17 protein-coding genes are annotated in these 25,863 nt (G+C 63.0%); 5 read left to right on the forward strand and 12 right to left on the reverse strand.

What is annotated here, in order from left to right:
* On the reverse strand, nucleotides 1-9,172 hold a 9,172-nt coding region (locus IB241_RS26175), incomplete at its 3' end, for a non-ribosomal peptide synthetase (RefSeq protein WP_192301074.1).
* 297 nt (nucleotides 9,173-9,469) lie between these two features.
* Nucleotides 9,470-10,642 (reverse strand): MFS transporter, encoded by a 1,173-nt coding sequence (locus tag IB241_RS26180; protein ID WP_192301075.1) that lies wholly within the window; start codon nucleotides 10,640-10,642, stop codon nucleotides 9,470-9,472.
* Between the two features lie 142 nt (nucleotides 10,643-10,784).
* Here IB241_RS26180 and IB241_RS26185 point away from each other — a divergent pair, with 142 nt between their 5' ends.
* Nucleotides 10,785-11,372: a TetR/AcrR family transcriptional regulator gene (locus tag IB241_RS26185; protein ID WP_192301076.1), complete on the forward strand. Its 588-nt coding sequence runs from the start codon at nucleotides 10,785-10,787 to the stop codon at nucleotides 11,370-11,372.
* Here the strand turns inward: IB241_RS26185 and IB241_RS26190 are convergent.
* From IB241_RS26190 to IB241_RS26210, 5 genes are all read right to left on the reverse strand, one after another.
* Complete coding sequence (locus tag IB241_RS26190) at nucleotides 11,356-12,711, reverse strand: MATE family efflux transporter (protein ID WP_192301077.1); 1,356 nt, start codon at nucleotides 12,709-12,711, stop codon at nucleotides 11,356-11,358. The genes IB241_RS26185 and IB241_RS26190 overlap by 17 nt on opposite strands.
* A 425-nt stretch (nucleotides 12,712-13,136) precedes the next feature.
* Nucleotides 13,137-14,237: a hypothetical protein gene (locus IB241_RS26195; RefSeq protein ID WP_192301078.1), complete on the reverse strand. Its 1,101-nt coding sequence runs from the start codon at nucleotides 14,235-14,237 to the stop codon at nucleotides 13,137-13,139.
* A gap of 213 nt (nucleotides 14,238-14,450) precedes the next feature.
* Nucleotides 14,451-15,266: an ammonia-dependent NAD(+) synthetase gene (nadE, locus tag IB241_RS26200; RefSeq protein ID WP_192301079.1), complete on the reverse strand. Its 816-nt coding sequence runs from the start codon at nucleotides 15,264-15,266 to the stop codon at nucleotides 14,451-14,453.
* Between the two features lie 66 nt (nucleotides 15,267-15,332).
* On the reverse strand, nucleotides 15,333-16,580 hold the full coding sequence (gene pncB / locus IB241_RS26205; RefSeq protein WP_192301080.1) for a nicotinate phosphoribosyltransferase: 1,248 nt from the start codon (nucleotides 16,578-16,580) through the stop codon (nucleotides 15,333-15,335).
* A gap of 11 nt (nucleotides 16,581-16,591) precedes the next feature.
* Nucleotides 16,592-17,239 carry a nicotinamidase gene (locus IB241_RS26210; protein WP_192301081.1) on the reverse strand — a complete coding sequence of 216 codons (648 nt, stop codon included), beginning with the start codon at nucleotides 17,237-17,239 and terminating at the stop codon, nucleotides 16,592-16,594.
* Between the two features lie 145 nt (nucleotides 17,240-17,384).
* On the opposite strand from IB241_RS26210, the gene IB241_RS26215 reads away from it, so the two are divergent.
* Nucleotides 17,385-18,077, forward strand: coding sequence for an NUDIX hydrolase (locus tag IB241_RS26215; protein ID WP_192301082.1), 693 nt, complete (start codon nucleotides 17,385-17,387; stop codon nucleotides 18,075-18,077).
* A gap of 146 nt (nucleotides 18,078-18,223) precedes the next feature.
* On the opposite strand, the gene IB241_RS26220 is transcribed toward IB241_RS26215, so the two are convergent.
* Both IB241_RS26220 and IB241_RS26225 read right to left on the reverse strand, forming a co-directional pair.
* Entirely contained in the window at nucleotides 18,224-18,997 is a 774-nt protein-coding gene (locus IB241_RS26220; protein WP_192301083.1) for an L-iditol 2-dehydrogenase, read from the reverse strand.
* Between the two features lie 17 nt (nucleotides 18,998-19,014).
* Nucleotides 19,015-20,274 (reverse strand): ABC transporter substrate-binding protein, encoded by a 1,260-nt coding sequence (locus tag IB241_RS26225; RefSeq protein WP_225595737.1) that lies wholly within the window; start codon nucleotides 20,272-20,274, stop codon nucleotides 19,015-19,017.
* A gap of 262 nt (nucleotides 20,275-20,536) precedes the next feature.
* Between IB241_RS26225 and IB241_RS26230 the strand changes: the two genes are divergently transcribed.
* The 3 genes from IB241_RS26230 to IB241_RS26240 all read left to right on the forward strand — a co-directional run bounded on the left by IB241_RS26230 (nucleotide 20,537) and on the right by IB241_RS26240 (nucleotide 23,615).
* Nucleotides 20,537-21,475 carry an AraC family transcriptional regulator gene (locus tag IB241_RS26230; protein ID WP_192301085.1) on the forward strand — a complete coding sequence of 313 codons (939 nt, stop codon included), beginning with the start codon at nucleotides 20,537-20,539 and terminating at the stop codon, nucleotides 21,473-21,475.
* A gap of 155 nt (nucleotides 21,476-21,630) precedes the next feature.
* Entirely contained in the window at nucleotides 21,631-22,578 is a 948-nt protein-coding gene (locus IB241_RS26235) for a nucleoside-specific channel-forming protein Tsx (RefSeq protein ID WP_192301086.1), read from the forward strand.
* Nucleotides 22,579-22,592: 14 nt separating this feature from the next.
* Nucleotides 22,593-23,615, forward strand: a complete 1,023-nt coding sequence (locus tag IB241_RS26240; RefSeq protein WP_192301087.1) for a purine-nucleoside phosphorylase — start codon at nucleotides 22,593-22,595, stop codon at nucleotides 23,613-23,615.
* 50 nt (nucleotides 23,616-23,665) lie between these two features.
* Here IB241_RS26240 and IB241_RS26245 read toward each other — a convergent pair whose 3' ends face one another.
* The 3 genes from IB241_RS26245 to IB241_RS26255 all read right to left on the reverse strand — a co-directional run bounded on the left by IB241_RS26245 (nucleotide 23,666) and on the right by IB241_RS26255 (nucleotide 25,682).
* Entirely contained in the window at nucleotides 23,666-24,625 is a 960-nt protein-coding gene (locus IB241_RS26245; protein WP_192301088.1) for a quinone oxidoreductase family protein, read from the reverse strand.
* Nucleotides 24,626-24,655: 30 nt separating this feature from the next.
* Nucleotides 24,656-24,829 carry a DUF1427 family protein gene (locus IB241_RS26250; protein ID WP_192301089.1) on the reverse strand — a complete coding sequence of 58 codons (174 nt, stop codon included), beginning with the start codon at nucleotides 24,827-24,829 and terminating at the stop codon, nucleotides 24,656-24,658.
* A gap of 88 nt (nucleotides 24,830-24,917) precedes the next feature.
* Complete coding sequence (locus tag IB241_RS26255; protein WP_192301090.1) at nucleotides 24,918-25,682, reverse strand: AraC family transcriptional regulator; 765 nt, start codon at nucleotides 25,680-25,682, stop codon at nucleotides 24,918-24,920.
* Nucleotides 25,683-25,863 lie beyond the last annotated feature (181 nt).

The raw sequence follows: 25,863 nt of genomic DNA on the forward strand, positions 1-25,863 counted from the left end.
CGAACTTGACCGCCACCGCCTGCGGGTTTTCGCGGGCGCGGTCGGCGAACAGTTCGTGCACCAGACGAGCGTTTGAGAAGCCGGACTCACTGCGATCCCACAGTTGCAGGATGTGCTGTTGCTCATCCGCATCCAGCAGGTTCAATTGCCCGATGTTCTGCTGCTGATCGGCAACCATCGCCTGCAGCAGGTTCTGCCAATGCCGCGACATGCGCTCGATGGTGCTGGCTTCAAACAGATCGGTGGCGTAACTCAAGGACGCTAGCAGGTGCGTCTGGGACTCTTCGATGTCCAGCGTCAGGTCGAACTGGGCGACCGCTTCATCCCAACCGACCGGGCTGATCGTCAACTCGCCCAGGCGCCGCAAGTGCTCGCCCGCGAGGCTGATGTGGTGGTTGAACGCCACTTGGAACAGCGGGCTCAGGCTCAGGCTGCGCTCCGGCTGCAGGGCTTCCACCAGCTGTTCGAACGGCAGGTCCTGGTGGGCCTGGGCTTCAAGGGCGCGCTGTTTGACCTGGGCGAGCAGTTCACGAACGCTGGTGTGCCCGTCGATCTCGGCCTTGAGCACCTGGGTGTTGACGAAGAAGCCGATCAGGCGCTCGGTCTCGACCCGGTTGCGGTTGGCGATGGGCACGCCGACACGGATGTCCTGCTGGCCGCTATAGCGATGCAGCAGCACTTGGTAGGACGCCAGCAACAACATGAACAGCGTCACGCCTTCGCGTTGGGCCAGGGCCTTGAGACTGTCGAGCAGCGCCGCCGGCAACGGCACATTGAGCCGCGCACCGCGATGGGTCGGCACGGCCGGGCGCTGGTGGTCGAACGGCAGCTCGAGCACCGGCTGTTCGCCGCCGAGCCGTTCGCGCCAGTAATCCAGCTGGCGGGCCTTCTCTCCCGCTTCCATCCATTGGCGCTGCCAGGCGGCGTAGTCGGCGTACTGGATCGCCAGCGCTGGCAGTTGCAGGGGTTGCCCCTGGCTGTAGGCGGCGTAGAGCTGGACCAGTTCATCGACCAGCACGTGCATCGACCAGCCATCGGAGATGATGTGGTGCTGCACCAGCACCAACACATGCTCATCGGCTGACAGGCGCAGCAGGCTGACGCGCAGCAGCGGGCCCTGGCGCAGGTCGAACGGCTGAGTGATACAGGCTTCGACCAAGGCTTTCAGGCGCGTTTCATCGGCATCGACGACGCGCAGAGCGATGCGCGTTTCGGGGCTGATCACTTGCACCGTGCGCTCGGCGTCCTGCTGCAAGTGAGTGCGCAGGCTATCGTGGCGCGCCGCCAGGGTGTCGAAGGCGCGCTGCAGGGCCACCTGATCCAGCGGGCCCTTGAGGCGCAGGGCGCTGGGCACGTGATAGGCCGCGCTGTGGGGGTCGAGTTGCCAGAGGAACCATTGGCGTTCCTGGGCATAGGACAGGGCCAGCGGCCGCTCGCGTTCAACGCGTTGGATCGGCTTGTCTTCAACCCGCACGTCGGTCAGTGCGCGGACAAAATCCCCCAGCACCGGCTGGTCGAACAGCGCCTTCAAGCCCACATCCAGCCCCAGGCCGTGGCGGATGCGCGAGACAGCCTGGGTCGCCAGCAGAGAATGCCCACCCAGTTCGAAGAACTGATCGTTCAGGCCAACCTGCGCCACCCCGAGCACCTCGGCCCAGATCATGGCGACCTGTTGCTCCAGCTCCGTGTGCGGCGCGAGGTATTCACGCGCTTGCGCTTCAACGTTCGGCAGAGCCTTGCGGTCCAGCTTGCCGTTGGGGCTCAACGGCATGCGCTCAAGCGACAACCATTGCGCCGGGACCATATAGTCCGGCAGGTGCTCGGCCAAATGGGCGCCGAGCACTTCACGCCAATCCTCGGCGGCGGCATGCAGCACCACGTAGGCCACCAGAGACCGGCCGTCGACCGCCAGCACGGCGCACTCGCGCACCGAGGTGTGTTCCAGCAGGCGCGCTTCGATCTCCCCCAACTCGATGCGTTGGCCACGCAGCTTGACTTGATGGTCGATGCGCCCGGCGTATTCGATCACGCCGTCGTCGCGATAGCGCGCCAGGTCGCCGGTGCGGTACAGGCGTTCCCCGCTGACGAAAGGATGGGCGATAAAACGCTCGGCGGTCAGCGCCGGGCGGCGGTGATAACCGCGGGCCAGGCCGACGCCGCCAAGGTACAACTCACCCAGCACGCCCACCGGCACCGGCTCGAAGTTGTTGTCGAGGATGTAGCAACCGAGGTTGGCAATGGGACGGCCAATCGGCACGGCATCGCGGCCTTCGTCGATGCAGGTCCAGTGGGTCACGTCGATGGCCGCTTCGGTCGGGCCGTACAGGTTGTAGAGCCCGGCCTGCGGCAGCTTGGCGAAGACTTGCTGCTGGGCGTCCACCGGCAGCGCTTCACCGCTGCACACGATGCGGTGCAAGGTGTGACAGGTGGCAACGCTCGGCTCCTGCAAAAATGCCTGCAACATCGACGGCACAAAGTGCAGTGTGGTGATGTGCTCGGCGTTGATCAGGCTGACCAGCCTGGCCGGATCGCGATGATCACCGGGCGCGGCGACCACCAGGCGCGCGCCGGTCATCAGCGGCCAGAAGAATTCCCACACCGACACGTCGAAACTGAATGGGGTCTTTTGCAGCACGCTGTCGCTGACGTCCAGCGCGTAGGCTTGCTGCATCCAGTGCAGGCGGTTGGCAAGTGCCGAGTGGCGGTTGCCGGCACCTTTGGGTTGGCCGGTGGAGCCAGAGGTGTAGATCACGTAGGCGAGGTTGTCGCCGTCCAGCGCGATGCCGGGGTTGGCTTCGCTGTAGCCCTCGAACGTTGAATCGCCCAGCACCACGCGTTGCAAACCCTCGGGAATCGGCAGTTGCGCCACTAGATGCGCCTGGGTCAGCAGCAGTTTCACGCCGCTGTCGTCGAGCATGTAGGCCAGGCGTTCGCGTGGGTATTGCGGGTCCAGCGGCACGTAGGCGCCACCGGCCTTGAGCACGGCGAGCAGGCCGACGACCATTTCAACCGAACGTTCCACCGCGAGGCCGACCAGCACATCCGGGCCGACACCGGCTTCGATCAGGCGGTGCGCCAGGCGGTTGGCGCGGCGGTTGAGTTCGGCGTAGGTCAGGCGCTGCTGCGCAAACACCAGCGCCGGGGCATCCGGTGTGAGGGCCGCTTGATCCTCGATCAGTTGATGCACGCAACGCTGCAACGGGTAGTCGCGGGCGGTGGCGTTCCAGTCGTGGAGCACCTGTTGGCGGACGGTGTCGGTCAGCGCCGGCAGATCCCCCAGGCGTTGCGGCGTGGCCTGGCTCAAGCCGTGCAGCAGGTGTTGGAAAGACTCGGCCAACTGGCGGATTTCGCCGGCGCCGAACAGTTGCCGATCAAAGCTGAATTCGAATTCAAGGACCGCACCCGCGCCCGACAGCACGGTAAGCGGATAATGCGTCTGCTCCAGGTTTTGCACATTGCTGAACCCAAGCCCGGCGGGCGCACCGTGGGCCAACGCCGCGGACACCGGATAGTTTTCCACCACCAACAGGGTGTCGAACAACGCCGCCCCACCCGCCCCCGCCCAGCGCTGGATGTCGAACAGGGGCGTGTGTTCATGTTCACGCAGGCTCAGGTTGAGCGCCTGCAGCTGTTGCAACCAATCGGCGACCCACAGCTGCGGGCTCGGCGTAGCGATGACCGGCAAGGTGTTGATGAACAGGCCGACCTGTTGCTCTACCCCCGGCAAACCGGCCGGGCGCCCGGAAACGGTGGCACCAAAGGCCACGGTGTCCTGGCCGGTGTGGCGTTGCAGCAACAGCAGCCAGGCCGCTTGCACCAGGGTGTTGAGGGTGACTTTGTGCGCTTGGGCGAAGGCTTTCAGTTGCGCGGTCTGCGCCGGGCTCAGGGCCAGATGCTCACTGCCCTTGGCCGCTGCGGGTGCCGTCGAGACACCACGCGCCAGTTGCGTCGGGGTGTGCAGCGCGGCCAGTTGGTCTTTCCAGAACGCTTCGCTGAGGGCCCCATCCTGCGCCTGCAACCAGCCGATGTAATCGCGGTAGTGCCCATGAAGCGCGGGCAATGGCTGGCCGGCGTAGTGCTGCAAGACTTCGCCGAACAACTGCGCACGGCTCCAGCCATCCAGCAGGATGTGGTGGTTGGTGTAGATCAGATGGAAGCGCCCGGGGCCGGTACGCACCAGTTTCAGGCTGAGCAGCGGCGCCTGTTCCAGCACGAAACCCTCGGCGCGGGTCGCCTCGCTCAGTTCGTCCAGCGCGGCTGGCTGATCGGCGCGCGCCTGCCAGTCGTACTCGATGAACGGCAAGCCCACCTCGCGGTACACCGCTTGCAGGGGCTGGGTTTGCGCGTCCTGCCAGACAAAGCCGGTGCGCAGCATGTCATGCCGGGCCAGCACCTGTTGCCACGCGTGCTGGAAGCGCGGCACGTCCAGGCCCACAAGGTCGGCGCGCAGCTGGCTGACGTAGATGTCGTCCTGGCCTTGTTGATACAGGCTGTGGAACAGCATGCCCTGCTGCATCGGCGACAATGGGTAGAGGTCTTGCACGCCCCGGGCGGGCAGCGCCAGCTCGTCCAGTTGCGGCTGGGTCAGGCGCGCCAGGGGCACGTCGGCCGGGGTCAGGCCGCCGTGTTGCGGGTCGACGCAATGGGCAATCAACGCCAGCAGTTCCTGCCGGTAGTCGTCCGCCAGGCGCTGGATGGTCGAGCGCTGGAACATCTCGCGGCTGAAGCCCCAGTTCAGGCTCAGTTCACCGCCGTAGACCTGGCCTTCCAGGGTCAGCCAGTTGGCCAGCGGCGCTTCGTCGTCCTGGGCCTGGCCGCTGCCTTGCGTGGCCGGGACGAACAGCGCGGACTCGTCGAACTGGCGGTCGAACTGCCCCAGGTAGTTGAAGGTAATTCGCGGTGCCGCGAGGCGTGCCAGGGCTTCGCGCGATTGCACCGTGCCCAGATAGCGCAGCAGGCCATAGCCCAGGCCCTTGTCAGGCACGGCGCGCAGTTGCTCCTTGACCGACTTGATCGCGCTCGACAGCTCGCCTTCGGCCTGCAAGCGCACCGGGAACAGGCTGGTGAACCAGCCGACGGTGCGGGTCAGATCAACGCCGTCGAACAGGTCCTCGCGGCCATGGCCTTCGAGTTGGATCAACGCGGCGTGCTGGCCGCTCCAACGCCCGACTACCCGCGCCAGCGCGGTCAGCAGCAGATCATTGACCTGGGTGCGATAGGCCGCCGGGGCGTCTTGCAGCAGTTGGCGGGTGTGTTCGCTGCTGAGACGGATTTCGAGCTTGTCGCCCAGGCGCTGTTGCAGGCCGCCCTGGGGGTTGTCGCACGACAGCTCGGCATCGACCGTTTGCGCCTGCCAATACGCCAGTTGTGCGTCGAGGTGGTGTGCATGGGCCTGCAACCGCTGCGCCCAGGTCTGATAGGCGCTGGTTTTTGCCGGCAAGGCGGCTCGGCTGTAAGCCTGTTGCAGGTCTTCCAGCAGGATGCGCCACGACACCCCATCGATCACCAGGTGATGCACCACCAGCAGCAGGCGCTGGGTGCCATCGGCCAGCGTGACCAGCGCGGCGCGCAACAGCGGGCCATGTTGCAGGTCGAGGCTGCGTTGGGCGTCATTGCACAGGGCGGTGAGTTCTGCATCGGTGTTCGCGTGACGTTGCCACAACGGCGCATCCGTCACGGGCTCGGCGTGGGCCTGCTGCCAAGCATCGGCCTGCTGGGTGAAGCGCAGGCGCAAGGCGTCGTGATGGTTGATCACCTGGATCAACGCCGCGCCAAGACGCGCAGGCTCCAAAGCCTCGCGCGGGGTCAGCAGCAGCGACTGGTTCCAATGCTGGCGCACCGGGATCGCCTGGGCGAAAAAGGCTTGCTGCACCGGGGTCAGGATCACATCGCCACTGACCGGACCTTGATCAATAAGCGTGGCCTGCTCGAAGCTCGCCACCAGCGCAAGCGTGCGCACGCTCTGGTACTGGAACAGGTCGCGCGGGCTGAAGCGCAGCCCCGCCTGCCTGGCGCGGCCTACCACTTGGATGGAGATGATCGAGTCGCCGCCGAGCTCGAAAAAATTGTCGTCCAGGCCGACCTGTTCGACGCCCAGCACATCAACCCAGATCGCCGCCAACGCCATTTGCAGGGAGGTTTGCGGAGCGCTGTAAGCCTGTTGCGGCGCGGTGTCCGGCAGCGGCAGCGCCTTGCGGTCGAGTTTGCCGTTGGCGGTCACCGGCAGTTTGGCCAGGGCCACGAAGTGGGTTGGCACCATGTATTCCGGCAGGCTGCCGAGCAGCCAGGCCTTGAGGTCGACGGGCTCGTCGTGTGCGTGGACGAGATAGGCGACCAACTGTTTGCCGCCCTGCACCAGCACCACCGCCTCGCGCACGGCGGGGTGCTGCATCAGGCGTGTCTCGATCTCACCGAGCTCAATACGCAAGCCACGCAGCTTGACCTGATGATCGAGGCGACCGAGGTATTCGATCACGCCGTCGGCGCGTTGGCGCACGCGGTCGCCAGTGCGGTACAGGCGCTCGCCGCCGGCGAACGGGCTCGGCACAAAGCGTTCGGCGGTCAACGCCGGGCGCCGGTGATAACTGCGCGCCAGGCCGGTGCCGCCCAGGTACAGCTCGCCGGACACACCCGCCGGCACCGGATTGAGCTGGGCGTCGAGCACGTAGGTGGCCAGGTTGGCGATAGGCCGACCGATGGGCACGCTGTCGGCGCCTTCATCGATGCAGGTCCAGTGGGTCACATCGATGGCAGCCTCGGTCGGGCCGTACAGGTTGTAGAGCGCGGCCTGGGGCAGTTTGGCGAAGACCTGGGTTTGCGCATCCAGCGGCAACGCTTCGCCACTGCACACGATGCGCTTGAGGCTGGCGCAGGCATGCACGCCCGGCTCGTGGATAAACGCCTGCAGCATCGAGGGCACAAAGTGCAACGTGGTGATGCCATGGCGGCCAATGGTCTCGATCAGCCGCGCCGGCTCGCGATGTTCGCCAGGGGCGGCGACCACCAGGCGCGCGCCGGTCATCAGCGGCCAGAAGAACTCCCACACCGAGACGTCAAAGCTGAACGGGGTTTTCTGCAAGACCGCATCGCTGCCATCCAGCGCGTAGGCCTGCTGCATCCAGCACAGGCGGTTGACCAACCCACGATGGCTGTTGCCGGCGCCCTTGGGCTTGCCGGTGGAGCCGGAGGTGTAGATCACGTAGGCGAGGTTGAGCGCCTGGACCTGCACCGCAGGGGATGCCGTGCTGTAGCCATCGAGTGCGCTGGCCGCCTGATCCAGGGCGATCACCTGCAGGCCCTCGGCCGGCAGTTGCGCGAGCAGGCGCTGCTGGCTGAGCAGCAGCGTGATGCCGCTGTCTTCGATCATATAGGCCAGGCGTTCCCGGGGGTATTCCGGGTCCAGCGGCACGTAGGCGCCACCGGCCTTGAGAATCGCCAGCAGGCCGATGACCATGTCGATGGAGCGCTCAACGCAGATGCCCACCAGCACATCCGGGCCGACCCCGCGTTCGCGCAACAGGTTGGCCAGTTGATTGGCGCGGGCGTCGAGTTGGGCGTAGGTCAGGCGGTTGTCGCCAAACACCAGCGCCGGTGCGTGCGGCGTGCGCTGCACCTGGTCTTCGATCAGTTGATGAATGCCGCGCTCGGTCGGATAGGCCTCGGCGGTGTGGTTCCAGGCGTGGACCAACACCTGCTGGTCCTGCGCCGCGAGCATCGGCAACTCGCCGATGCGTTGCTGGCCATCGGCAATCATGGCGCGTAACAGGCTGATCCAGTGTTCGGCCATGCGCGCGATGGAGGGCGCGTCGAACAGGTCGTTGGCGTAGGTCAATGCGGCATGCAGGGTGCCGGACTTTTCATAGGTATCGAGGGTCAGGTCGAACTGGGTGGTGCGGCCTTGCCACTCCACCAATGCCAGCTCCAGGCCCGAGGCGGTGCTGATGCTCGCGATGTCCGCCACCATCGGTTGGTGGTTGTACATCACCTGGAACAGCGGCGTGTGACTGAGGCTGCGCTCGACCTTGAGGGCTTCCACCAGGCGCTCGAAGGGCAGTTCCTGATGATCCTGGGCGCCCAGCGCGTGTTCCTTGATGGCTTGCAGCAACTCGCCGACGCGGGTTTGCCCGCTGAGTTCGGTGCGCAGTACCTGGGTGTTGACGAAGAAACCGATCAGCCCTTCGACTTCGCTGCGGTTGCGGTTGGCGATGGGCACGCCGATGCGGATGTCGCCCTGGCCGGTGTAGCGATGCAGCAGCACGTTGAAGGCGCCCAGCAGCAACATGAACAGCGTGACGTTGTGCTGTTGCGCGCAACCGCGCAGTTGCGCGGCAAGCGTCGGTTCGATCGCAAAGTTATGCCGTGTGCCCTGGTAGCTGGGCACGGCCGGGCGCGGGCGGTCGGTGGGCAGTTCCAGCACCGGATGTTCATCGCCCAGGCGTGCCTGCCAGTACTCAAGCTGACGCGCCTGCTCCCCGGCTTCCAGCCAGCGGCGTTGCCACAAGGCGTAGTCGCTGTACTGGATCGGCAGTGGCGGCAGTTGCGGCGCTTCGTTGCGCTCATGGGCGTCGTAGAAACGGATGAATTCGTCGATCAGCACGTTCATCGACCAGCCGTCGGAGACGATGTGGTGCAAGGTCAACAACAGCACATGCTCCTGCTCGTCGAGCTTGAGCAGTTGCACGCGCAGCAGCGGGCCGTGCTCCAGGTCGAACGGCAGCAGTGATTGACGGGTCGCGGCGGCATTGACGGCCGGCTCGCGCTCGGCAGCAGCCAGGGCGCTCAAGTCGAGCTGCTCAATGACCAGCGAGGTCGGCGTGGCGATTTGCAACAGTTGCTCATCGGCGCCGCGCTGGAACACCGTGCGCAACGTTTCATGCCGCACCACCAGGCTGGCGAACGCCTGCTCCAGGGCGCCCAGGTTCAGCGCGCCCTTGAGCCGCACCGCGCCTGGCAGGTTGTAGGCGCCGCTGGCCGGGTCCAGCTGCCATAAAAACCACATGCGCTGCTGCGCGTAGGACAGCGCCTGACGATCCCCCGCCTCCACCCCTGCCGGAATCGGAAACCGGGAAAAATCCACGCCTTCTTTCTGCAAGGCTTGCAGGAACAGTTGGCGTTTTTCCAGGGGCAACCCGATAAACCGGCGAGCAAGTTTCAAGGAGTCTTCAGCGTTCATTTCTTGGAGTCCGGAGCAATAGGCGGGAAGCACAAAGGCACGTCGTCCCTATAAAACGAACCGGAGAGGGAAAAATTAGCGCGGGGTAAAAGGCGTGCAACCGAGTGTCATCAACGAACTGAAACACTACGTTCGGCGCCAGATCATCGAACAATTGAAATCAGAAGACCTGATTCAGTGAACAACCGACCGAAACACAAAGGCTACATTGGCTCCATCGAAGATGACCTGACACGCCAGGCATTGAACGAGTTTTTACAACATCACTGCGCACAGCCGCTCCCGACGATTGGCTGATTAGCCCAATCGCCGATACCCAAGCACCGCTGACCCCGCCACCACTGCCCCCGCCACCAACGCCACCCAAAATCCGCTGGTGGCGCCAAAGTGGTCGATCATCCAGCCGGAGCTGGCGGCACCGATGGCCACGCCGATGCTCAGGCCGGTGATCAGCCAGGTCATGCCTTCGGTCAGGCGGCTGGGTGAGACGATGCGCTCCACCAGGGCCATGGACACGATCAGGGTTGGCGCGAAGAACAGGCCGGAAATAAAGATCGTCACCGCCAGCCCCGGGATGTTGGTCACCAGCAACAGCGGCAAGGTGGTCAACGCCGTGGCCACGCCGCAATACAGGAACTGCCGGGGCAGCGGCGCCTTGAGCTTGAGCGTGCCAAAGACCAACCCGGCGAGACACGAGCCGATGGCATACACCGACAACACAATGCTCGCCGCCGCCGGCTGGCCCTGGTGCTGGGCGAAGGCCACACTGACCACGTCCACCACGCCGACGATCACGCCCATGGCCAGCAGCAGGATCATCAGGATCAGCACGGATGGCGACGCGATTAACCAGCCGCTGTGGTGGTCGTGGCGCACATGCACGGGCGGTTCGGTTTCACGCTGCAACACAAAGGTGGTGACGCCCACCGCCAGCAACAGGGCGGCGACTAGCGGCCCGGCCTCCGGGAACAGCACTACGCTCAAGCCCACCGAAATCGGCGGGCCGATGATAAAGCACACCTCATCCAGCACCGACTCCAGGGCAAACGCGGTTTGCAGTTTGGGTTGCCCACGGTACAACTCGGTCCAGCGCGCCCGCACCATGGCGGACATGTTCGGCATGCAACCGGCCAGGGCGGCGAACAGGAACAACGTCCAGCCCGGCGCCTGCAATCGGGTACACAGCAGCACCATCAACAAGCCACCGCCGCCGATCAACGCTGCGATGGGCAGCACCCGGCCCTGGCCATAACGGTCCACCAACCGTGAAACCTGCGGTGCACAAAATGCCGTGGCCAACGCAAACACCGCCGCCACCGAGCCCGCCAGGCCATAGCCGCCATGCACTTGGGCGAGCATGGTAATCAGGCCGATGCCGGCCATCGACACCGGCATGCGCGCAAGCATGCCGGCCAGCACAAAAGCCCGCGCGCCTGGAACCTGGAATAACGCGGCATAGGGGTTTGCCATCTCTTCTTGACCTCTTCTTCTGCGCCTTGGGGTTTGCCATTTGAAGCGATCAAGGCAAAATACATACGATACGTATGTGACGAATCATGCTTAACATACGCACCGTATGTCAATCACTCACTTGCCCATAACGAGCCCCCCCATGAGCCGAGCCCGTGCTGAAATGATCGAAGACACCCGCGCCCGGCTGATCGCCAGCGCGCGCCAGGCGTTTGCCACGCAAGGGTACGCCAACACCTCGATGGACGACTTTACCGCCCGCGCCGGTCTGACCCGCGGTGCCTTGTACCATCACTTCGGTGACAAGAAAGGTCTATTGGCTGCCGTGGTCGCGCAACTCGACAGCGAGATGGATGCGCGTTTGCAGCACATCACCGACCAGGCCCTGGACCCCTGGGTGGGCTTCTGCGAGCGCTGCCGGACGTATCTGGGCATGGCCCAGGACAGCGAGATCCAACGCATCGTATTGCAGGATGCCCCTGCCGTGCTGGGAGACACCGGCTCCCAGCAACACTGCGTGGCATCGCTGCGCCAACTGCTGGAAGGCTTGATGCAAGCCGGGGTGATCCACCCGGCCCCGAGCCAGGCATTGGCTCAGTTGATCAACGGCAGCCTGGTCAGCACCGCGCTGTGGATCGCCCGGAATGAACACCCGGACGCGCGGCTACAAGAAGGCTTGCTCGGTTTGGAACTGCTGCTGGGCGGCCTTAAACTCACACCAACCGCGTGATCTGCTTATGCCGCCACACCAGGCGGTAATAGGCGACCTGCAACCCGAACATCGCCAGGTAGGTCACCGGAAATGCCATCCACACGCCTTCCAGGCCGAAGTGCGCGTTGAACAGGTAGGCCGTCGGCAGCTCCACGCAGAGTACGCAGAAAATCGAGATCGCCACCGGCATCAGCACCACCCCGCTGGCACGCATGATGCCGCCGACCACGGCCTGGAAGCCAAACACCAGGATGCTCCACAACATGATGTGCAGCAGGTGCTCGGCATTGACCCGCGCCGCGTCCTCGGTGATGAACAGGCCAAGCAACCAGTGCGACAGCAGGTAACCCAGCACGATCAAGCCACCTGTCAGGCAGGTATTGATCAGCAGCCCGGTGCGCAGGATCGGCCCGATACGCTCCAGCCGCCCCGCGCCAATCGCCTGGGCGCCGAGGATCGATGCAGTGATGGCAATCGACAGCGCCGGAAACTGTACGTAGTTGACGATCTGCGTCACCGCGCCATAGGCCGCGGTGGCCTGGGAGCCGTGACTGTTGACCAGGGCAAGGATGACCAATTCCGACAGCGACAACACCACCATCTGCAAGCCAGTGGGCAAACCGATGCGCAGGACTTTACCGAGAATCACGCGGTCAAGGCGCAGGGCTGACAGCAGTTCGCGATCCGGCGCCATGACGTGGTTTTTATGACGCAGGCGCAGGATCAGAAACAGCATGGCCAAGGCATTACCCACCAGCCCGGCATACACCGCGCTCTGGATGCCCATGGGCGGCAGGCCGATCCAGCCACGGATCAGCGCCGGGGTCAGCAGCAGCCCGACCAGGGTCGAGACCGCCAGCGCCAGCAGTGGCGATACCGTATCGCTGACACCGCGCAGCAACTGGGTGTAGAGGATGAACACCAGCAGCAGCGGCATGATCAACATCATCATCTGCGCATACCCCACCGCGTCATCCAGCACGTCAACTGGCGTGCCCAGCGCCTGCAACGCCGGGCGCGCGAACAGGCAGCCGAGCACCGCCGCGATCACACCCACCCATGCGCCCAGGGTCAGGGTCGCGCCGGTAATCACCTTGACCAGCGCGGTTTCCTGGGCGCCCCAGGCCTGGCCGATCAGCACCGAGGCGCCCGCCCCCAGGCCGATGACCAGGGCAATAAAGAAAAACACGATGGGAAACATCCCCGACACCGCCGCCAGCGCCTGGGTGCCGAGCATCTGCCCAACGTAGATGCCGTTGAGCGTGCCGGAAAAACTTTGCAGGAAGTTGGACAGCACCATCGGCGCCAGGAAGATCAGGTAGATCTGCCATAGCGGGCGTTGCATAGGGTTTTGCATGAAAAACGGAGCCTCGTGACACATGCGCGATGCGAGCTTATACCGCAAATGGATCCAATCCAGTAACGAGGAATGCAGAACGCCGCAGCTTGCCGCCCTTCATCTGCCATGGTCAGGATGAAATGCTCCACCTCTACCAACAGTGCCGCCGCCTGCGCAGCCTCGCTAAAGCTCGACAGCCACGGGAGATTGGCAGTGCCTGGGCAATCTCCAGCCGAACACTCACTATCCATCAACACCAATCACCTGTGGGAGCGGGCTTGCTCGCGAAAGCGGTGTATCAGTCAGCGGTTGCACCAGCTGACAGACCGCTTTCGCGAGCAAGCCCGCTACTACGCCCTGAAACGATGATCAGTCCGGGTTCCCGATAACAGCAGCGATGAGCCGGGCCACCGACTCATCGCTGTGCCTCAACCCGCTGACGATCAGCTTTTACCGAGCATGTGGTTGAGGTTGTCGATATCGAAGCGTTGGTCTTCTGCGCCCGGCTTGCCACTCTCCACTTTGATACCGATGTCCAGGTCTCGCAGCAGGCCCGGACGCCTTAGCAGCTCGGCCGCCAATTGCTGCGCTTGCGAGCTGAACGTACGGTTAGAGGCAACTTGCCCTGCCGCTTCCTTCAACTCATTGACGTTGACGTACTTATCGTTGGCGCCAGCGGTGAATTGCCTGAAGTTGTCTTTAACGCCTTGCAGCAGATCGTGATCACTCATATTGCGATACTTGTCCGACGAGAACTGCAAATTGCCCCTGGAGAAAGCGCCGTCCATTACGCCCATGCTGCTTTGATCAAGCTCCTTGAACAAGCCACCCCGCTCCAGCAGTTCATTGGCCAGATCTACCTCCTTCTGCGTGGCGGGCTGGCCATCCAGGCGATAACCGCTGGCAACGGCACTGAGGGACTTGTCGGTGATCATGCCCGGAGAATTCGGATCTTCAAAGGCACTGAAACGCGCCAGTATCTTGTTGCTGAAATCCTCCTTCGAGTCATTGGCATACGGACGATTCCCGGAAGCTTGGGCCGGGCCGTTCCACTGGCTGCGATTGGCGTACTGGCCGTCCAAAGCCGGCTGTCGCGGGGAGGGTTGAAGGGCCAAGCGAAAGTTGAATTGACCGTCGGGCCGCTGCTGCAAGCCACTGCTGTAGCGCTTGGGTACTTCACGCAGCAGTGGAGCTTCCCGTTGATCAAAATGCATGATCATAGCGTCCGCTTCGCCCCGGCTGACTTGATTATTCAGCAGTTGGCTCACTTCAGGACGGCTGAGGAGCTCTCGGGCGAGGGAGGTCATCCGGTTGACGTAGTTATCACCCATCGGCTCGCGGCCGGCCGCCCACTCAAGGTTTGGACGCGTGACAACGTCGCTGCCGAACCTGCGGAAGTGATCGAAGTTGTGGGCGAACTCACGGGCCACTGATGAGTTGGGCACGTTCATATAGATGCTGGTAAGCGCAATTGCGGGTGGCTCACTACGCTGGACAAAACCGCCATTGAAAAGCGATTCCTGTTGAAGACTTAACTGGTACATGGCACAACCTCAAATTGTGGAATCGATAACTGCCGACCCCCACTCGTTGGCGCGCACAGGATCGACCTCCTCTCTGTGGCAACTGGCTGTCGAATGGTTCCTGCAAGCACCCATGAGCTTGCCGATACCCCTCGGTTAACTTTCCTCGCTCCCCGCACGTTGCTTTCGCCGACAAATAACGACCTATCGCCACGAAGCCTGCAAACTCAAGCGTCAGATCGGGGTAATCGGCAGTGCGCGCTTGTGAGCCGTCTTCATGTAAGCACCCTGCAGTAGCCCCCTCACCCGCTCGCTCACCGGCTCGCCCATCAGGTACGCATCGATTTCTGCGTAGGAACAGCCGTAAGCGTGCTCATCCAACTTGCCAGGCGTCAGTTCTTCAAGGTCGGCCGTGGGCTGTTTGTGCACCAGTTTGGCCGGTGCGCCAAGCGCCGTGGCCAGCAGGCGCACCTGGGTTTTGGTCAAGCCCGACAGTGGAGCCAGGTCGCACGCGCCATCGCCGAATTTGGTGAAGAACCCCATCAACGCTTCGGCACCGTGGTCGGTGCCGACCACCAGGCCGTTGTGCAGGTTGGCCACGGCGTACTGCGCAATCATCCGTGCGCGCGCCTTGACGTTGCCCTTGATGAAGTCGAGATGGGCGGCGCTGGCTTCAGTGGCACCCAGGCTGGCCATCAAACCATCGACGCTGGCGGCGATGTTCAGGGTATCGACCTGGTCCGCAGTGATAAACCCCAGTGAGGCCTGGGCATCGGCTTCATCCGCCTGGCTTTTGTAAGGCAGGCGCATGGCAATAAAGCGTGCGTCGTAGTGCTCGGCGCGTAATTGCTCCACCGCCAGTTGGCACAGGCGGCCGGCAGTCAGGGAGTCAACACCACCGCTGATGCCCAGCACCAGTGCTTGGCAGCCGGACTGGCGCAAGGTGGTCTTGATGAAGTCGATGCGCCGTTGGATTTCCCCGGGCTCGCCGCCCGCCACCAAGCGCCGATTGATGTTCAGTTCCTGCGCGATACGGTCTTGTGTTTGCATGTCACACCTCGTTGTTGCCTAAGTCGACCCGTGGAAGCGGGCTTGCTCGCGAAGACGGCGTTTCAGTCAGCCCCTTTGATGCTGCGCCACCGCTTTGAAGGGCAAGTCGCCTGCCACCGAAAACACCTGTGCCGCGTACTGCAAAAACGAGGCGTCTTCGCAGACATTCTTGATCGGGTCATCGGAGAACTTCACCACCGGCTCGCCGTGCACCCGCACCAGTTTCATCACGATGCTCAGTGGTTCGACGCCTTCTACATCACACGCCAGGCTGGTGCCCATGCCGAAACCGAACCTGGCCTTGCCACGCACGTGGCGCAGGATCGGCAGGCATTTTTCGAAATTCAGACCGTCGGAGAACATCAGGTCCTTGGTCATCGGGTCGATGCCCAGTTGTTTGTAGCGGGCCAACACTTTGTCGGCCCAGGCGATCGGGTCGCCGGAGTCCTGGCGCAGGCCGTCGTAGAGCTTGGCGAAGTACAGGTCGAAATCCTTGAGGAAGAAATCGGTGCTGATGCAGTCGGTCAAGGCAATGCCGAGGCGGCCACGGTACTCACGCACCCAGTTCTCCAACGCCGCATTCTGGCTCTCACGCAGGCGCCCCAGTTGCTGGTGCACCATCAGCCATTGGTGGGCCATGGTGCCAATCAGCGGCAGGTCGAACTCATAGGCCAGGTGCGCGTTGCTGGTGCCAACGAACTGGCCGGGGAAGTCGCGACGCATGATGTCGACCACTTCGCGCTGGGCCTTGAACGACAGGCGCCGACGGGTGGAGAAATCAGACACGCGCAGGTCGGCCAGTTCGTCGCGGCTGAGGTTTTTCTCCAGCCAGTCAAACTTCTGGTAGAGCTTGCGGGTGACGTCTTCGAGGCTCACGTCGGGGTACTTGTCGCGGTTGCGCAACTCGCTGACCAGCGCCAGCACCGGCTGTTCGAACATGATGCAGTGCAGCATCGGGCCGACCACGCGGATGTTCAGCTGGCCATCGACTTCACTGACATGGATATAGCGCAGGTTGAAACGGAACAGGCCGAGGAAACGCTCGTAATCCGGGGTGAGGTATTCGCGAAAACGCGGGTTGAACAGAAACCGCAACTCGCCTTCACGCATGTGCAGGCCAGCGAGTTTTTCCAGTTCGTCGCGCAGTTGCGGGATCAAGTGGCCGAGCTTTTCCTTGGAACGCACGATGAAGTTGTATTCCACATCGACGTTGGGGTGCTGGTGCAACACGGCCTGCATCATGGTGAAGGTGTAGTAGTCGGTATCGAGCAACCCCTGGATTACCGGGGATTCGTAGTCGTAGGCACTTTCCATGCTGGTTCTCCTTAACGCGTGGCCATCGCGGCCAGTTCTTCGCGGGTGCTGCTGATCACGGCACCGGCCTTGAGCAGATCGTTGACCGCCTGCACACCGCCCTCTTCGCTGATGCCTCGGCAGGCGGGCAGGTGCAGGACCACTTCCAGGCCGGCCTTGAGCAGTTGCAACGCGGTGGTCTTGACGCAGTAGTCCAGGGCCAGGCCGCCGACGAGCACGCGGCTCACGCCGTGGGCTTTGAGGTACTCGATGACGCCGGTGGACAGTTTGTCGTGCAGGTCATGAAAGCAGGCACCGTAGGGGTGCAGGTCGGGTTCGACGCCTTTCCAGATGAAGTAGTCGTAGTCATACGGGGTGGGCAACTCGTCGAGCAAGGTGAAGCCTTCGGTGCCGGGTACGCAGTGGCTGACCCAGGTCACATCGGCATGGGCCAGGCCGGTGGGTTGCAGCATCTCGCTGTGTTGCGCCACCACCCACGGGGCGTGCGGGGTATGCGCATCCTTGCTGCCGACACGATGGCCGGCGAGGCTGGCCATGAAGTTGAGCTCGGCGCCGATCTGGTCGCCGCCGGCCACTGGCAATTCGTTGGGGCACAGTGGCGTGAAGCTCTTCTGGGCATCGACGTCGAATGAAGCAATGGCGGTTTTTGCGAGGGTCATGGCGGTTCTCCTGTGGCCTGAAAACAAAAGTACACGTCATGTACTTTCATTGCAAGAAACATTTGTTTATCTATGCTGGACTCAGTACATGACATATCTGTTCGATCCGTTAGACTGTGCCCGCCACTGTTCATAAGGATGTTCCATGTCACTCAGCGCCTACCTGCATACCATCGACCTGTGCGTGTTGTACTACTGCCGCGCTAGCGGCGAGTTGAAGCTGTTGCTCAACCAGCGCGAAGCCGAACCGTTCGCCGGGCATTGGGCACTACCGGGTGTGGTGGTGAATGGCGGCGTGCAGGACCTGAGCCTCAAGGATGCGCTGGAGCGGTTGCGCGCCAGTGACAAGGTGGGTTTTGAGCTGGCCTGGAGCGAACAGGTGGGCACCGTGGGGGATGCGTTCCGCGACCCGCGTTGCTGGTCGTCGTCCACCTACTACCTGGCGATCGTTGCGCAGGCGGTGGAATTGGGCGCGCATCAGGCGTGGTTTGCGCTGGATGCCGTAGCCGCGGGCGGCTTCAAGCTGCCGTTCGACCACAACCTGATCGTCGCGGCAGTGCAGGAACGGCTGTTGTCGAAGTCGTTGTACAGCAGCTTGCCGTTGATGTTCCTGGGCGACGAGTTCAGCGCACCGGAGGCGACTACGATCTTTTCCGTGGTGCTGGCGCGGCCGGTGTTGAAGACCAGTATTCGCCAGCGCCTGATGAAGCTGACGGAGGCAGGGTATTTGCGGGAAACGGGGCGCAAGAAGCAGGGGGAAGGAGGAAGACCGCAGGCGACGATGGAAGTGTTGAAGCCAGGAGAGATCTACTTTTTCGACCGTAGCTTTGCGGACTGACGCGTTCTGCCGAACAACACAGCTCAACTGTGGGAGCGGGCTTGCCCGCGAAGGCGGTGACTCAGTCAAGATCCCCAGCGCCTGACACTCTGCCTTCGCGAGCAAGCGCCCCCTACACAAGCCCTTCCCCACACCCCGGTACGACGCTAATTCATCCAGTTGCCGCCGTCGACGTTGTAGGTCTGGGCCACCACATAGTCAGCGTCCTTTGATGCCAGGAACACCGCCATCCCGGTCAAATCCTGCGCCGTGCCCATCCGCCCAAACGGCACATCCGCCCCCACCCGCCGCTTCTTCTCCCCCGGCGCCAGACCTTCATGGCGGGCGAACAGCGCATCCACCCCATCCCAATGCTCGCCGTCCACGACCCCCGGCGCGATGGCATTGACGTTGATGCCCTGCTTGATCAGGTTCAACCCCGCCGACTGCGTGAGGCTGATCACCGCGGCCTTGGTCGCGCAGTACACTGCCACCAACGGCTCGCCACGGCGTCCGGCCTGGCTGGCCATGTTGATGATCTTGCCACCGTGGCCCTGGCGGACCATCTGCCGCGCTGCCGCCTGCAAGGTGAACAACGTGCCGGCGACATTGATCGAGAACAGCCGCTCGTAGCTAGCGCGGCTGATGTCGACAATGGGTGCCAGGTCGAACAACGCGGCGTTGTTGATCAGAATATCCAGCTTGCCGGCCTCGGCCACCACGGCGGCAATCGCGTCGTCGATGGAGGTCTGGTTGGTGACATCCATTTCAACGGCATAGGCGTGTGGACCCAGCTCGGCGGCGGTCGCTTGCGCCTGTTGCAGGTTTATATCAGCGATGGCCACGCGGGCACCCTCCGCGATATAGGCCTGGGCAAAGGCGCGGCCGATGCCGCGCGCCGAGCCGGTGATCAGCGCGCTTTTACCTTCCAGTCGTTTCATGGCTGCTCCTGTCAAAGTCATTTCGGATAACCCGCACGTTTCATCTCGCGTTCGGTGGTGGACTGGGCCTGAAGCAGCGCCTGGTCCACCGACATGCCGCCGGTCAGCGCCGCCGAGAACAGCTTGCCGACCGAGGTGCCGATGGCCTGGAACTCGGGGATGGTCACGTATTGGATGCCCACGTACGGCACCGGTTTGGCCGACGGGTGCGCGGGGTCGGCATGCTTCATCATTTCCAGGGTCACCTGGGCGAACGGCGCGGCCTTCAAGTAGGCGTCGTTGTAGGTGGACTGGCGGGTGCCTGGCGGGACGTTGGTGATGCCTTCTTTATCGGCGACCAATTGGATGTAGTCCTTGGAGGTGGCCCAGGTGATAAACGCTTTCGCCGCGTCCTTGTGCTTGGAAGTGGCCGGGATCGCCAGGGACCAGGCGTACAGCCACGAAGAGCCCTTGTCGGTGACTTCGGTCGGCGCGGCGGCGAAGCCCGTGCGGTCGGCGACCTTGCTTTGGTTCTTGTCGGTGGTGAAGGAGCCGGCGACGCTGGCGTCGACCCAGATCGCGCATTTGCCGCTGTTGAACAGCGCCAGGGTTTCGTTGAAACCGTTGCTGGACACCCCCGGCGGGCCGTATTGCTTGAGGTTGTTGACGTAGAAATTGGCCGCCGCGGTCCACTCGGGGCTGGTCAGTTCGGGCTGCCACTGCTCATCGAACCAGCGCGCGCCGAAGGCATTGGCCATGGTGCTCAGCAGCGCGATGTTCTCGCCCCAACCGGCCTTGCCGCGCAGGCACAGGCCGTACTGGTCCTTGTCCTTGGCAGTGAGCTTGGCGGCGAATTCGCCGAGCTGGGTCCAGGTCGGGTGCGCGGGCATGCTCAGGCCAGCCTGCTCGAACAGGTCGGTACGGTAGTAGGTGACGGTGCTTTCGCCATAGAACGGCAAGGCGTAGAGGGTGTTGTTGACCGACAGGCCCTGGCGCACCGAGGGGAAGATGTCGTCGGCGTCATAGCCGGCCGGCAGCCCGGTCAGCGGTTCCAGCCAGTGTTTGGCGCCCCACAGCGGGGTTTCGTAGGTGCCGATGGTCAGCACATCGAACTGCCCGCCCTGGGTCGCAATATCGGTGGTAAGGCGCTGGCGCAGCACGTTTTCTTCGAGCACTACCCAATTGAGCTTGATGTCCGGGTGCTGCGCTTCGAACACCTTGGACAGACGCTGCATGCGGATCATGTCGCTGTTGTTGACGGTGGCGATGGTCACGGTATCGGCGGCGTGACTGGCCATGGCCGAGGCCAGGCCGGACAGCAGGAACAATGCTTGCGTAAGCTTGAGCATGGCGGTTTCCACCTGTTGTTTTTGTTGTTGAGGGCCGATTACAGCAGCTTGGCCAAGCCCCCACAAACCCATGGCGGACGCGCGAGTGGTACTTTTTTAACCGTCACTCGCGGGTTAAAAAAGTATCAGTCCCGGGCGAAAACAGAGGTAGCGCGGCCACGGCCGAGGCGCGTATTTTGGAGCGATTCCAAGAATCATAAGAAGCCCCGCCATGCCTGCCAGCCGCGCCCAGCTGTTCGAGCACCGCCCCGCCGAGCGTGAAGTGATCCTGCCCGAGCCGGACCACTGCTTTCGCTGGTTCGAACACGACTACCCCTATGACCTGGCGCGCTGGAACCATCATCCCGAATTTGAAATCCACCTGATCCGCCAGGGCAGCGGCAAGTTGGTTGCGGGCGACTATATCGGTGCATTCAGCGCCGGCCATGTCGCCCTGATCGGCCCCGACCTGCCCCACGACTGGATTGGCGAACTGGCCCCCGGCGAACACCTGCACGGTCGCGATGTGGTGCTGCAATTCGACGGCGCCGCGCTCCTCGCCCTGCGCAAGACCCTACCGGAACTCGGCGACTTGCAGCCGCTGTTCGAGCACGCCCGACGCGGCCTGCAATTTCACGGCGACACCGCGCTGCGTGCGGCAGCCTTGATGGAAGACATCGGCCGCGCCCAGGGCCTGCAGCGGCTGATCCTGTTCCTGCAACTGCTCGACACCCTCAAGCACGCCCCGGCGCAGCACGTCCAGGCACTGGCCAGCCCGTGCTACGCGCCGACCCTGGATGCACGCAGCGCCGAGCGCATCAACAAGGCCTTCGATTACCTGATGCGCGAACTCACAGGTGACGTGCGCCTGTCGGAGATCGCCGCGCAACTGGAGATGAGCGAGCCGGGCTTCTCGCGCTTCTTCAAACGCAACACCGGCCACGGTTTTATCGACCTGATGCGCAAGTTCCGCGTGCAACGCGCCTGCCGGTTGTTGCTGCAAAGCGAGATGTCGGTGGCGGCGATCTGCTTTGAAGTGGGCTACGCCAACCTGTCCAATTTCAACCGGCACTTTCGCATCGAGATGCAGCAGACGCCGAGCGAATACCGCCGGGAAACCGCGATGCACCTGTTCAATCGCCTCGACACAATGACACCCAGTCAATTCTGACCAAAAGGTCGATTAATCACGCTTTTTCCCTGCTTATTCAAGCCAATAGGCAAAGTTGGTACAGCCTGTGCAAACGTTTGCGGGACGAACTTGCCAGCCAAGTTCACCACCACCCGAAGAATTGGGTTCAAACCGCGTACGAATAGGGATTTTCAATGCATTCCACTTCAAGGCACCCCTGCGCCCTTGGTGTTTCCCTGCTACTGGCTGTCGTTACGGGAGTACTCAGCGCACCCATTTTGGCGCAGGAAAACTCCATCGATGACTCAGCACAGGGCGAAACTCTGAGCCCGCAAGCCAGCCCGACGAAAAAAGGCGCTTACCTGTCAGACTGGTTCAATCAGGACCTGACACTTATCGGCAGCAAAGACATCAGCTTCGGCCCCAAGCCGTCCGACGACATCTACCTGGAATACGAGTACTTCGGCCGCAAGGGGCCGTTCGAGCTGTATGGCTACATCGACGTGCCGAAGATCCTGGGCATCGGTAACAGCAATGACAAAGGCGCGTGGGACCATGGCTCGCCAGTGTTCATGGAGCACGAGCCGCGCATCTCCATCGACTACCTGGCGGGCCGCAGCCTGGCCATCGGGCCGTTCAAGGAATGGTATGTGGCGTTCGACTGGATCTACGACCACGGCAGCAACCAGGCCAACCGCGCCAACACGCTGTACAGCGGCCTGGGCACCGACATCGAGACCCACTCGCGGGTCAACCTGTCGGCGAATTTCTACGGGCGCTATCAGTGGGAAAACTATGGTGCCAGCAATGAATACGCGTGGGACGGCTACCGTGCGCAAATGAAATACATCGTGCCCATCAGCAGCTTCGACAACGGTGCCTCGCTGACCTACATCGGCTTTACCAACTACGATTTCGGCTCGGACCTGCACAAGGACAACCCGGCGCGCACCGCCAATTCCCTGGTGGCAACCAACGTGCTGCTGTACTCATTCACCCACCTGCGCTTCACCCTGGTCGGTCGCTACTTTCACAACGGCGGCAACTGGGAGGACGGCAGCGAGTTGAATTTTGGCGAAGGCAACTTCCGCGCCCGTTCGGACGGCTGGGGTTACTACGCCGGCGTCGGTTATCAATTCTGATCAAGGAGCTTTGGATGAAACTGTTTACCCGTCTCTCGCTGGCCGTCGGCCTGACCCTGCTATCCCCTGTGGTGTTGGCGGATGCGCCCATCAAGCCCAAGGTGATGCTGATCACCATGTTCGCCCCCGAGGCGCAGACCTGGATCGATCGCCTGGAACTCAAGCAGGAAGTCCGCGTACCGGGCCTTTCCGCCGAATACCCGGTAATCCGCTGCAACACCCAGGACGTCTGCCTGCTGGTGACCGGCATGGGCCAGACCAATGCCGCCGCGTCGACCCTGGCGCTGGCCTTGTCGCCCAAGTTCGACTTGCGCCAGAGCTACTTCCTGATCGCCGGGATCGCCGGCATCAGCCCCAAGCATGGCACCATCGGCACTGCGGCCTGGGCTCACTATCTGGTGGAGTTCGGCACGCAGTGGGAACTGGACTCGCGGGACGCGCCAAAGGATTGGCCGACCGGTTACATCGGCATCAACACCAAAGGCCCGAACGAAAAGCCGCCGCTGGACTACAAGACCGAAGTGTTTGAGCTCAACCCCAAGTTGCAGGCCAAGGCGTTTGCCCTGTCGCACCAGGTTAAGTTGAGCGAAAGCAAGGAATCCGCTGCCTGGCGCAAACACTACCCGGCCGCCCCGGCCAATCAACCGCCGCAGGTCACGCGCTGCGACACCCTGGCGGGCAACACCTGGTTCTCCGGCACACGCCTGAGTGAACGCGCCGAAGTCTGGACCAAGCTGCTCACCGACAACAAAGGCGAGTACTGCACCACCCAGCAGGAGGACAACTCCACCTATGAAGCACTGCTGCGCGCCAGCCGCGAAGGGTTAGTGGATATTCAACGTTTGGCGGTGGTACGAGCGGGGTCGGACTTCGACCGGCCTTATCCGGGCTACAGCGAAGTGGACAACCTGCTGAAGTACGCCGACCAGGGTGGGTTCGTGCCGGCGCTGGAGAACCTGTATCGCACGGGTAACCCGCTGGTACAGGCGATCCTCAAGAACTGGTCGGCGTGGGAAAACGGCGTTCCCGAGGCCTGATAGGGATCAAGCTGTGGGAGGGGGCTCGCCCCTCCCTCATTTGAATGGCATTAAGGCAAGAAGATGATCTTGTCTGCACTGCCGCTGTTCACTTCCTCATAGCTCACCAAACCATCGGCCAACGCCACTTCCCGCAACCCCGTCGGCAGCGGCAGCGACCCCTCATCAAAAAACCGCCCGAACTGCTCCAGCATCCGCGCGCATTGCTCGCAGTTGTAGAGCAACGAATTGATCCCCACCACCGACCCGCCCTTGCGGTACAAGGCCAGGGCTGGCAGTTGCACATGCCCGTCCAGCGGCGCGGCGATGATCGCGATACGGCCGAACGGCGCCAGGCCGGCCACGGCCGCCGGCAGCCAGAAGCCAGTGGTGTCGAAGATCACATCGGCACCGCCGGTGAACACGCGGTTGACCTGTGCGCCCAAGTCCTCCGGCTGCCCCAGGGCAATCGTGTCGACCCCCTGCCCTTGCAATGCCTCAACCTGCTCCGGGCGCCGTACCGCCGCCAGCACTTGGGCGCCACGGATTTTCGCCAGGGCCAAGGCCGCACTGCCAACGGCGCCATTGGCACCAATCACCAGCAAGCGCGTGCCTTTGCCCACACCGCTGCGCTCCAGGGCATCCCAGGCGGTGGTGTAGGGAACACCAAGGCTGGCGGCTTGGGCGAAACTCAGATGGCTGGGCTTGCGGGCCACGCCGTTGGCCGCCACTTTCAGGTATTGGGCATGAGAACCGTCGGCAAAAAAACCGAGGTCGCGACCGGTGCCCCAGACTTCCTGGCCAAGCAACGCCTGCGGACCTTCGACGACAACGCCAGCGAAGTCACGCCCGGGAATGCGCGGCAACGTGGTGTAAGGGAAACGCCCAAGCAGGTTTTTCACATCGCTGGGGTTCAAGCCTGCCGCCTTGATCTGTACCAGCACTTCATCGGCGCCCGGCACCGGGGTGGCGACGTCGACGAAGCGCAGGGCGTTGAGGTCGCCGGTAGCGGAAAATTGCAGTGCTTTCATGACCAATATCCATCGCAGGGAAAAGGGAAATCAGGACCACCAACCGCTGACCAGTTGCCGACCCAGGGGCCAGAGCTTTTCGCCGAGCAACATGCCCATCAAACCCACCAGGGCGATGGCCGGCGGCGCGGGCGAGCGGAAGTCCAAGGCGCCGTAGATCACGCCGACAAACAGGCCGATGGCGAGAGAAATGAGGTAGTTCATGGGGTGGCGCCTTGTGGGTTGATGGGCTCAGTCTAGAGCCCGCCTTCCTCACGCATCGGCCAAGTGCTTCAGGATTTCGGCCAATTCCTCAGCCGACGTAGTGCGACGGCGCCACACCGAGTGCGCGGCGGAACATGTCGCTGAAACTGCTTGGCGAGTAACCCAGAGCGCGCGCGATACTGCTCACCGATTGGCCCTGGATCAACTCCGCGACCGCCGTGGCCAGTTGCACCTGGCGACGCCATTCGGCGAAGCCCATGCCCAGGTGGCTTTGGAACAACCGCGACAAGGTACGCACGCTGGCCCCGGCGGCGGCGGCGTGTTGTTCGAAGGAGATGTCCAGGGATGGTGCGACCATCACAGCCTGGCACGCATTGCTTAGACGGCGGTCGGCGTCCATCGGCATGGCGATGCGGATTGGCGAGCGCCGCGCCCGTTGCAATTCCAGCAACGCCAGACGCACCACCGCGTCGTAGTAGCCGGCATCACCGCTGTCACCCTCGTCCACCAAGGTCACGATCAGTTCGCGCAGCAGCCCGCCGACCTCGATCACCTGCACCTGGCCGTCCAGCGTCGCTGCCAATGCGGGGCGCAGGTAGATATTGCGCATCTGCAAGTCCGACACCACGCGAATCCCATGCTCCACCCCCGGCGGCAACCAGACGGCACGCTGGGGCGGCACCACCAGGGCTTCGCGCGGGGTTTCGACCCACATCACGCCGCTCATGGCGTAGAGCAATTGACCCCAGTCGTGGCTATGGGGCTCCACATACAACCCACGCGGATAGGTGCGTGCCAGAGGCTGCACGGGAACGGCATGATCACTGAGATCGGGGGGTGCGGCCAGGGCCATGGGGAGCACATCAGTCAGGAGTGAGTGCTCATGGTAATCAGCGACGCTCGACAATCCGAGCTATTTTCCGATGTGGGAACGGGTTTGTGTGGGGGTGGAAGATTCTATGGTTGCGCCGCAACACCTCTACCAACAGTACCGCCGCCTTCGCAGCCTCGCTAAAGCTCGACAGCTCCCACAG

It is taken from the genome of Pseudomonas sp. PDM05 (genome assembly GCF_014851685.1).
GTDB lineage: Bacteria > Pseudomonadota > Gammaproteobacteria > Pseudomonadales > Pseudomonadaceae > Aquipseudomonas.